At 64.9% G+C, this 10292-nt stretch carries 8 protein-coding genes; 4 read left to right on the plus strand and 4 right to left on the minus strand.

Translation table 11 applies throughout. The features are described 5' to 3' along the window. From gyrA to JOY90_RS31165, 4 genes are all read right to left on the minus strand, one after another. On the minus strand, positions 1-2145 hold a 2145-nt coding region (gene gyrA / locus JOY90_RS31150; protein WP_291694930.1), incomplete at its 3' end, for a DNA gyrase subunit A. Positions 2146-2480: 335 nt separating this feature from the next. Next, positions 2481-2639 (minus strand): hypothetical protein, encoded by a 159-nt coding sequence (locus tag JOY90_RS40230; RefSeq protein ID WP_367277014.1) that lies wholly within the window; start codon positions 2637-2639, stop codon positions 2481-2483. Positions 2640-3094: 455 nt separating this feature from the next. Then, a complete protein-coding gene (locus JOY90_RS31160; RefSeq protein WP_291694931.1) occupies positions 3095-3244 on the minus strand; it encodes a hypothetical protein in 150 nt (49 codons plus the stop codon). Positions 3245-3451: 207 nt separating this feature from the next. Next, positions 3452-3943 carry a single-stranded DNA-binding protein gene (locus tag JOY90_RS31165; RefSeq protein ID WP_291694932.1) on the minus strand — a complete coding sequence of 164 codons (492 nt, stop codon included), beginning with the start codon at positions 3941-3943 and terminating at the stop codon, positions 3452-3454. A 411-nt stretch (positions 3944-4354) separates the two neighbouring features. Here JOY90_RS31165 and JOY90_RS31170 point away from each other — a divergent pair, with 411 nt between their 5' ends. The 4 genes from JOY90_RS31170 to uvrA all read left to right on the plus strand — a co-directional run. Next, on the plus strand, positions 4355-5104 hold the full coding sequence (locus JOY90_RS31170) for an outer membrane beta-barrel protein (protein WP_291694933.1): 750 nt from the start codon (positions 4355-4357) through the stop codon (positions 5102-5104). A 328-nt stretch (positions 5105-5432) separates the two neighbouring features. Beyond that, entirely contained in the window at positions 5433-6077 is a 645-nt protein-coding gene (locus tag JOY90_RS31175; RefSeq protein ID WP_291694934.1) for an outer membrane protein, read from the plus strand. Positions 6078-6353: 276 nt separating this feature from the next. Continuing rightward, positions 6354-7118, plus strand: coding sequence for an outer membrane beta-barrel protein (locus JOY90_RS31180; protein WP_291694935.1), 765 nt, complete (start codon positions 6354-6356; stop codon positions 7116-7118). Positions 7119-7361: 243 nt separating this feature from the next. Continuing rightward, positions 7362-10292 (plus strand): excinuclease ABC subunit UvrA (gene uvrA, locus JOY90_RS31185; protein ID WP_291694936.1); only part of this gene is annotated, 2931 nt, incomplete at its 3' end.

Consider the following 10292-nt stretch of genomic DNA (forward strand, 5'->3'; position numbering starts at 1 on the left):
GACATCGCTGACGGGAAAGCGGATGCATTGGCCGCCGGCGCCGGTCAAGAGCACGTCGTCGCGCTCGCTGCAGATCTGCACGTCGACGATCGCCTCGTCCTCGTCGAGCTTCATGGCGATGATGCCGGAACGGCGCACGTCGACGAAGTCCGACAGCTTGTTGCGGCGGACATTGCCGCCCGTGGTGGCGAACATCACGTCCAGATTGGCCCAGGAAGATTCATCCTCCGGCAGCGGCATGATGGTGGTGATGCGCTCGCCCTGCTCCAGCGGCAGGATGTTGATCAGGGCCTTGCCGCGCGCGTTGGGGGCTGCGACCGGCAGCCGCCAGACCTTCTCCTTGTAGACCTGGCCGCGCGAGGAGAAGAACAGCACCGGGGTGTGCGACGAGGCGACGAACAGGCGGCTGACGAAATCCTCCTCCCGCGTCTGCATGCCGGCGCGACCCTTGCCGCCGCGGCGCTGCGCGCGATAGGCCGACAGCGGCACCCGCTTGGCATAGCCGGCGTGCGACACCGTCACCACCATGTCCTCGCGCTGGATCAGGTCCTCGTCCTCGACCTCGCCTTCCTGCTCGATGATGACCGTCTTGCGCGGGGTGGCGAACTCCGCCTTCACCCCGGCAAGCTCGGTCTTGATGATGCTTTGGATGCGGGCGCGCGAGCGCAGGATGTCGAGATAATCGGCGATCTCGACCGCGAGCTTGTCGAGCTCTTCCTTGATTTCGTCGCGGCCGAGCGCGGTCAGCCGCTGCAGCCGCAGGTCGAGGATCGCCCTCGCCTGCTCCAGCGACAGCCGCGCGGTACCGTCCGGCGCCAACCGATGGCGGGCGTCGTCGATCAGCGTGATCATGGCGGCGACGTCGCGCGCCGGCCAGTCGCGCGACATCAGGGTGTCGCGCGCAGTGTTGGGATCGGGCGAGGTGCGGATGACGCGGATGATCTCGTCGATATTGGCGACCGCGATCGCGAGACCGACCAGGATGTGGGCGCGGTCGCGCGCCTTGTTGAGCAGGAATTTCGTCCGCCGCGTCACCACCTGTTCGCGGAAGGCGACGAACACCGTCAGCAGGTCCTTCAGGTTCATGAGCTGAGGACGGCGGTTGTCGAGCGCCACCATGTTGGCGCCGAACGTGGTCTGCAGCGGCGTGAACTTGTAGAGCTGGTTCAACACCACGTCGGGCATTGCATCGCGCTTCAGCTCGACCACGACGCGATAGCCGTCGCGATCGGACTCGTCGCGAAGGTCCGAGATGCCCTCGATCTTCTTCTCCTTGTAGAGGTCGGCGATGCGTTCGACCATGGTCGCCTTGTTCACCTGATACGGGATCTCGGTGACGACGATCGCCTCGCGCTCCTTGCGAATGGCTTCGAACTCGACCTTGCCGCGCATCACGATCGAGCCGCGGCCGAGATGATAGGCCGAGCGGATGCCCTGCTTGCCGAGGATGATGCCGCCGGTCGGGAAGTCCGGCCCCGGAATGATGTTGATGAGCTCGTCGATCGACAGCGACGGATTGTCGATCAGCGCGACGCAGGCGTCGATCACCTCGCCGAGATTGTGCGGGGGGATGTTGGTCGCCATGCCGACGGCGATGCCGCCGGCGCCGTTGACCAGGAGGTTCGGAAATTTCGCCGGCAGCACCGTCGGCTCTTTCGCGGAGCCGTCATAGTTCGGCTCGAAGTCGACGGTGTCCCTGTCGATGTCGTCGAGCAGATGCAGGGCGATCTTGGTGAGCCGCGACTCGGTGTAGCGCATGGCCGCCGGCGGGTCGCCGTCGACCGAGCCGAAATTGCCCTGCCCGTCCACCAGCGGCGCGCGCATCGAGAAATCCTGCGCCATGCGCACCAGCGCGTCGTAGATCGCCTGGTCGCCATGCGGATGGTAGTTGCCCATGACGTCGCCGACGATGCCGGCCGACTTCTTGTGCTTCTTGTCCGGCGTGTAGCCCTGCTCGTGCATCGAATAGAGAATGCGCCGATGCACCGGCTTCAATCCGTCGCGCGCGTCAGGCAGCGCACGCGCCACAATCACGCTCATGGCGTAATCGAGGTAGGAGCGCTTCATCTCGTCGAGGATCGAAACGGGACGTATGTCGGAAGGCTCCGGCGGCGTGCCAGGCTTCTCGTCTTCTTCGTCGGCCAAGGGGAATTCCGGTCAGATTTGCTTGCGAATCATATAGCGCATCGATGTGGTGCCCACCACCCCTCGGCGATCAAAGTGCGAGGTTTTTCTGGTCGTGTTTCCAGTAGCTTAACGGGCGGTTCGAGGGGTTTGCGCGAGTTGCAATGTCAACCGGCCAGGGCCGTTCCGGGGAACTGCACTTAGGGCCCTAACAAGACGTGATGCATGATGCGGCCGGACAGCAGCGTGAACAGGCCCGCGACCAACAGAGCCCCCCCGTGAACAGCGCGATCTCGCACGCCGGTGACCGGCCACCTGATGGGTATGTGCCCTCCAGACCGCGAGCGGCAGCACGATCAGCGTGACGATCGACAACAGATGGATCGGGCTGAACGGTCGACCAGGCGGATGGTGTGTACCCAGAACGACGACGCCGCCACCAGCGCCATCAGGGCGACCCAGATCCAGCCGACGGCATCAGTCGCGGCCTTCTCTGCTCGGAAAAGTTTCGGCATCCGGCGCTTCGGATTTCTGCCAGGCGGCGCGGCCAGTGGCGCATCGGCAGCGGAATTACTCTGCTGTCGTTTTGACCTGCACGGGCGGCTGGGACGACCCGGCGGGAGGACTGTGCACGGTCGTCGCCGGACTTTGTGTGAAAGCCGGCAGCGGCCCGAGCTTCACATGGAACATCTCCTCCGCAGCACGGCGGGAAGATTTTGCTACAATCTCTGTCTGCATCACCACAACCCCCAAACCCCAGGCGGTCACGCGATACAACGAGAGGCGAGCCAGAGATATCCGGGTTTTCCCCTGTTACCCGGACCCAACACCGGGAACAGCGATGTCCCTTCAGAGCGGCAGCCGGAGGATGCTCCAGCGCGAATGCGCCTTCGCCGCAAAGTCACCCAGCAGAGTCGCGGGCAGCATCGAGCAGCAACCACCGTCGGCGCCGTCGTCCAGCTGCTGCGGATCAGGCCTCTTCGAGGGTTACCTTGGGGCGCCCGGCATTCTTGTCCTGCCCTCGGTGGCGGCTGTCGTCGCGGCCGAGCCCCTGCCAAAGCAAGGCCATTCGCACCCAGATAAGACGCTCGGATCCGTGCGCGGCGATCGCCATTCTCATGGCATCCTCTGCCTTCCGCTGGTACCCGGACTGATCTTCGCGACTCATCCTTCGAGGCTGACGACAAAATGCAACCAGATTGAGGACGGGCGCCCCGCACAACTGCGGACCGTGCAACTACGGACTGACCACGCTTACCGTCGCTCGCGAGCCCGAAAGCACGGGGATGCGGTCGCGCGAACCGAACTCAGCGCGGGTGGACCACGCTCAGAACGGGATGTCGTCGTCCATGTCGCCGTTGCGGCCGCCGGCCGCGGCGGCCACCCGGCGCGGCGGGGCGCTGGACGGCCCGCTGACGCCGAAATCACCGCCACCGGCGTCATCGGCGAAGCTGCCGCCGCCACCGCCGCGTCCATCCAGCATCGTCAGCGCGGAGTTGAAGCCCTGCAGCACGACCTCCGTCGAGTATTTCTCGACGCCGCTCTGATCGGTCCATTTGCGCGTCTGCAACTGGCCCTCGAGATACACCTTGGCGCCCTTCTTCAGGTACTGCTCGGCAATCTTGCAGAGACCTTCGTTGAAGATCACCACGCGGTGCCACTCGGTCTTCTCCTTGCGCTCGCCGGTCGCCTTGTCGCGCCAGGTCTCGGAAGTGGCCACGCTCAGATTGGCGATCGGCCGACCGTCCTGCGTGCGCCGGATCTCCGGATCCTTGCCGAGATTTCCAACCAGAATCACCTTGTTCACACTTCCCGCCATCGCCACTCTCCACGCGCTGGAAATCTTCCGCCCCGAGGTGCCTGCCTGCGAGGCCAAGCGCGACGCCTCCGGCCCACCTATACGCCCGGCACGGCTGCACGCCCGCCCACGAGGTCGGTTATCCCCACATATAGCACGGGCCGCGCCCTCGTTCCAGTTTTGTTCCAGGACATTGGAGTCGCGTCCGGCCACGGCGGCTTCCCCTGTCTGGCTCCAGCCAACCCCAGGAGAAACCTGACAAATCATTAATTTCTGAGAAGCGCTGTTCCCAAAGACTGTTGCATTTGGGAGACGGTAATTCCGGATAATTCGGGTATATTAGCGGCGGAAATTTGGATCGCATGGGCGGTCGCGCGTGAGTTCAAGTCGCTTCTGGGGACCAACGGAAGCCGACGTGTCGGGGGACTGTTGATGAAGAAGACCTTGCTGGGTGCCGTCAGCTTGGTGCTGAGCGTTACACCGGCTTTGGCCGCGGATCTTCCGGCACGAACCTATACCAAGGCCCCCGCAATGGTGGCCGCAATCTACGACTGGAGCGGCTTCTACATCGGCATCAATGGCGGCGGCGGCTCGAGCCGTGACTGCTGGACCAACACGACGACCGCGCTCGGCCCGGTCGTTCCGAGCGTCTCCGAGGGCTGCCACAACGGCTCGGGCGGCATGGTCGGTGGCCAGATCGGCTATCGCTGGCAGTCGTCGAACTTCGTGTTCGGCGTCGAGGGCCAGGGCGACTGGGCCGATTTCAAGGGCTCGAACACGAGCGTCTTCGCGCCTGGGACCGTCAACCAGACCAAGGTCGATGCGATCGGCCTGCTGACCGGCCAGGCCGGCTATGCCTGGAATAATGTGCTCTGGTACGTCAAGGGCGGCGCTGCCGTCACCGACAACAAGTACAACGGCATCGTGGGTGGCGTCATCATCGACCAGGCCACCGGGACCCGCTGGGGCGGCGCCATCGGCACCGGCCTCGAGGTCGGCTTTGCCCCGAACTGGTCGGTCGGCGTCGAATACGACCATCTCTTCATGGGTGGGCGCACGTTGAACTTCACCGCCATTCCCGGCGGCGCCTTCACCCGCACCGACAATGTCAAGCAGGATGTCGACATGGCCTCCGTCCGCGTCAACTATCGCTGGGGCGGCCCGGTGGTGCCAAAGTACTGACCTCCCGCTCCAGAGTCTGTTCCCTTTGAAGAGGCCGGTGCCCGCACCGGCCTTTTTCTTTGAAGAGATTCGCCGGGCCCCGACACCGACATCGGCCCTTTGCGTTCTTCAGATACCGTCAGCCGCTTGCCGAACGTGACTCTGCCGCAACACCGCTCCTTCTTACCATCGGATTCCCTTAGAGAATCAAGCTTTCGCCGCAGGTGTGTCGTGCAGGTAACGGTATTTGCCGACCGGTTGTCTTATAAGCCGCTTAGCGTGCACAGCTATCCCCTGTTCGCGTTTCCAAAGGAAAAAACGAAGTGGGACTGGGACTTGGAGTGAATTAATGAAGAAACTTCTGCTGATGGGCGTCGGCATCGCCGCGTTGGGGATGGCGCCGGCCGTCGCCGCGGATCTTCCCGCGCGGACCTACACCAAGGCGCCGGCGCTGGCGCCGATCTACAACTGGACGGGCTTCTATGTCGGTGGCTTCGGCGGCTATGCCCAGGAGGACGTCAGCGACTTCCCCCTGAAGGGCGGCTTCGGCGGCGGCACCCTCGGCTACAACTGGCAGCAGGGCCAGTTCGTGTACGGCATCGAGGCGGATGCCGCCGGTGGCGACGTCAGCGTCAGCGCGACCGCCTTTGTTCCGTTCGTGGGCCCGCTGACGCTCAGCGACAAGTTCAATGCGCTCGGCACCGTGCGCGGCCGTGTCGGCTTCGCCGTCGACCAGTGGCTGTTCTATGGCACCGGCGGCTTCGCCTGGGCCAACGAGAAGCTCAGCGGCAGCCTCCTGGGCGTGACGGCTTCCGACAGCCAGCTGCGCACCGGCTGGACCGCCGGCGCCGGCGTCGAGGTGATGTTCGCCCCGCACTGGTCGTTGAAGGCGGAATATCTCTATCGCAGCTTCGGAAGCGAGACGATCGCCGGCGTCTCCACCGGCACGACCAATCTCAACAGCGGCCAGGTCGGCGTGAACTATCACTTCTGATCCAGCCGCGGGATCGCACATCCCGTGCTGGTGCCGGGACCATCAAAGACCATTCGACGGAAGGCCGGCCTTGCGCCGGCCTTTTCGCTGCGCAGCCGTTGGCGTGCCCCGCGTGAACGTTCACCACCCTTTAATCACGACCGTTGGTCGCGCTTGCCGCGCCGGCCCACGTGGCAGGTTTTGTAAACCGTCGCCGCTAACGTCCGCCGGTCTTAGCGGGTCTGCGTCCTGATCGACGGCACTAGGACGCCACCCAAACAAGGGGACTGGGGAAAGATGAAACGTATTTTGCTCACGGGCGCGGGCTTGGCCGTGCTCGGGATCGCTCCGGCCATGGCCGCCGATCTTCCAGCGCGCTACTACACCAAGGCGCCCGCTGCCATTCCGCTGCCGGTCTATAGTTGGGCCGGCTTCTATGGCGGCCTCAACGCCGGCGGCGGCTCCAGCCGCAATTGCTGGACCCTCAACAATGTCGCCGGCGTGCCGGTGGTGCCGAACCAGTTCGAGGGCTGCCATGACGCCACCGGCGGCATGGTCGGCGGCCAGTTCGGCTATCGTTGGCAGTCGGCGAGTTGGGTGTTCGGCCTGGAGGCCCAGGGCGACTGGACGAACTTCTCCGGCTCCAACCCGAGCCTCGCGCCGCTCAGCGCCGGCGCCTCCAACCAGACCCGGATCGATGCGATCGGCCTGTTCACCGGCCAGGTCGGCTACGCCTGGAACAATCTGCTCTGGTACACCAAGGGCGGCGCGGCGGTGACGCACGACAAGTACGCGGGGCTGCTCACCGGGACCGGCATCATACTGGACCAGGCCAACGAAACCCGCTGGGGCGGCACCATCGGCACCGGTCTCGAATATGCCTTCGCGCCGAACTGGTCGGTCGGCGTCGAATACGACCATCTGTTCATGGGCAAGTCCAACATCGGCTTTGCGGCCACCACGCTGGCGACGTCCCGCGCCGACAGCATCAAGCAGGACGTCGACATTGGAACCGTGCGCGTCAACTACCGCTTCGGCGCGCCGCTGGTGGCGAAGTACTGAAATCAGCGACAACACGCGATCGAAAGGCCGGCCTTGCGCCGGCCTTTCCTTTGGCGGTCGGCCCGCTCCTGCCGGCTGCTGCCAGAACCGGCGCATCTTCCAACAAACCGTTGATGGCTTGCACGGAAGACTGGAAATCGCCGCCCGTTCTTCCTACGTTCCGACATCTCCCTTTGGCGTCCGATCGCGGTTTTCCGGCGACGCGCCTCAACGTGCGCGATCCAACGCGCCTGGAATGCGGACATGGATGAAATCCTGAAATCGCGACGCCAGCAGAATGCCAATAGCCAGCGCGCGATCCTCATTCGCGGCGCGCGCGAGCACAATCTCAAGAACATCGACGTCGAGATTCCCCGCGACAAGCTCGTGGTGTTCACCGGCCTGTCCGGCTCGGGCAAGTCGTCGCTCGCCTTCGACACCATCTATGCGGAAGGCCAGCGCCGCTACGTCGAGTCGCTGTCGGCCTATGCGCGCCAGTTCCTGGAGATGATGCAGAAGCCGGATGTCGACCAGATCGACGGCCTGTCGCCGGCGATCTCGATCGAGCAGAAGACGACCTCGAAGAACCCGCGCTCCACCGTCGGCACCGTGACGGAGATCTACGACTACATGCGTCTGCTTTGGGCGCGCGTCGGCGTGCCCTACTCGCCCGCCACGGGGCTGCCGATCGAGAGCCAGACCGTGTCGCAGATGGTCGACCGCGTGCTGGCGCTGCCCGAGGGCACGCGGCTCTATCTGCTGGCCCCGGTCGTGCGCGGCCGCAAGGGCGAGTACAGGAAGGAGCTCGCCGACTATCTCAAGAAGGGCTTTCAGCGCGTCAAGATCGACGGCGTCTTCCACGAGCTCGCCGAGGCGCCGGCGCTCGACAAGAAGTTCCCGCACGACATCGATGTCGTGGTCGACCGCATCGTGGTGCGGCCGGACATCGGCCAGCGCCTCGCCGAAAGTTTTGAAACTGCGCTGAAGCTCGCCGAGGGCCTGGCGGTGATCGAATATGCCGACGCGCCGGCCGCGGCCGCCGCCGACGACAAGAAGAAGACCGCAAAAATCCACGACAAGAGCGGGCCCGAGCGCCTGCTGTTCTCCGAGAAGTTCGCGTGCCCGGTGTCCGGCTTCACCATCCCCGAGATCGAGCCGCGGCTGTTCTCCTTCAACAACCCCTATGGCGCCTGCCCGGAATGCGGCGGCCTCGGCGTCGAGCAGCATGTCGACGCCGACCTGATCATTCCCGACAAGGAGGCCACCTTGCGCAAGGGCGCGATCGCGCCCTGGGCAAAGTCGTCCTCGCCCTATTATCTGCAGACGCTGACGGCGCTGGCGAAGTTCTACAGGTTCACCCTCGACACCAAATGGAAGGACCTCCCGAAGAAGACGAGAGACGCGATCCTGTACGGCTCCGGCGAGGACGAGATCAAGTTCACCTATGAAGACGGCGTGCGCTCCTACGACACCAAGAAGCCGTTCGAGGGCGTCGTCACCAATATCGAGCGCCGCTTCCGCGAGACCGAGAGCGAGTGGGCGCGCGAGGAGCTCGCCAAATATTTCTCCGACGTGCCCTGCGCCGGCTGCCACGGCTATCGCCTGAAGCCGGAAGCCCTGTGCGTCAAGGTCGGCGGCAAGCATATCGGCGAGATCTCGGAATTGTCGGTGAAGCGCGCCGGCGAATGGTTCGAGACCGTGCCGGCGGCGCTGAACCCGCAGCAGAACGAGATCGCCGTCCGCGTGCTCAAGGAAATCCGCGAGCGGCTGACATTCCTCATCGATGTCGGCCTGAATTATCTCACCCTGTCGCGCTCGTCCGGCACGCTGTCCGGCGGCGAGAGCCAGCGCATCCGCCTCGCCTCGCAGATCGGCTCGGGCCTGACCGGCGTGCTCTACGTGCTGGACGAGCCGTCGATCGGCCTGCACCAGCGCGACAATGCGCGGCTATTGGAGACGCTGAAGCGGTTGCGCGACCTCGGCAACACCGTCGTCGTGGTCGAGCACGACGAGGACGCGATCCGGCTCGCCGATTACGTGCTCGACATCGGCCCCGGCGCCGGCATGCATGGCGGCCACATCGTGGCGCAGGGCACGCCGGCCGAGATCATGCGCAACCCGGACTCGCTGACCGGCAAGTACCTCACCGGCGAATTGTCGGTCGCCGTGCCCGAGCGGCGGCCGCCGAACCACCGCCGCACCATCAAGGTGGTGAACGCCCGCGGCAACAATCTGAAGAACATTTCTGCCGAGATCCCGCTCGGCCTGTTCACCTGCGTCACCGGCGTCTCCGGCGGCGGCAAGTCGACGCTCTTGATCGATACGCTCTATCGCGCCATCGCGCGAAAACTGAACAACGCAAGCGAAGGCGCGGCGCCGCACGACCGCATCGAGGGCCTCGAGCACATCGACAAGATCATCGACATCGACCAGTCGCCGATCGGCCGCACCCCGCGCTCCAATCCGGCGACCTATACCGGCGCGTTCACGCCGATCCGCGAATGGTTTGCGGGCCTGCCCGAAGCCAAGGCGCGCGGCTACGAGCCGGGACGCTTCTCCTTCAACGTCAAGGGCGGCCGCTGCGAGGCCTGCCAGGGCGACGGCGTCATCAAGATCGAGATGCATTTTCTGCCGGACGTCTACGTCACCTGCGACGTCTGCAAGGGCAAGCGCTACAACCGCGAGACGCTGGAGGTGCTGTTCAAGGGCAAGTCGATCGCCGATGTGCTCGACATGACGGTCGAGGAGGCCGCCGAGTTCTTCAAGGCGGTGCCGCGCGTGCGCGACACCTTCGAGACCCTGCGCCGGGTCGGGCTCGACTACATCCATGTCGGTCAGCAGGCGACCACGCTGTCCGGCGGCGAAGCGCAGCGCGTCAAGCTCGCCAAGGAACTGTCAAAACGCGCCACCGGCCGCACGCTCTACATCCTAGACGAGCCGACCACCGGCCTGCATTTCCACGACGTCAAGAAGCTCCTGGAGGTGCTGCACGAGTTGGTGGCGCAGGGCAACACGGTGGTGGTGATCGAGCACAATCTCGAGGTGATCAAGACCGCCGACTGGGTCATCGACCTCGGCCCCGAGGCAGGCGGATCGGGGGGCCAGGTCGTCGCCTCGGGCCCGCCCGAGCGGGTCGCCGACGCGAAGGGGAGCCTGACGGGGGCGATCCTCAAGGGCCTGCTCGCCGCCGGCCCG

The sequence above is a fragment of the Bradyrhizobium sp. genome (assembly GCF_019242285.1).
GTDB lineage: Bacteria > Pseudomonadota > Alphaproteobacteria > Rhizobiales > Xanthobacteraceae > Bradyrhizobium.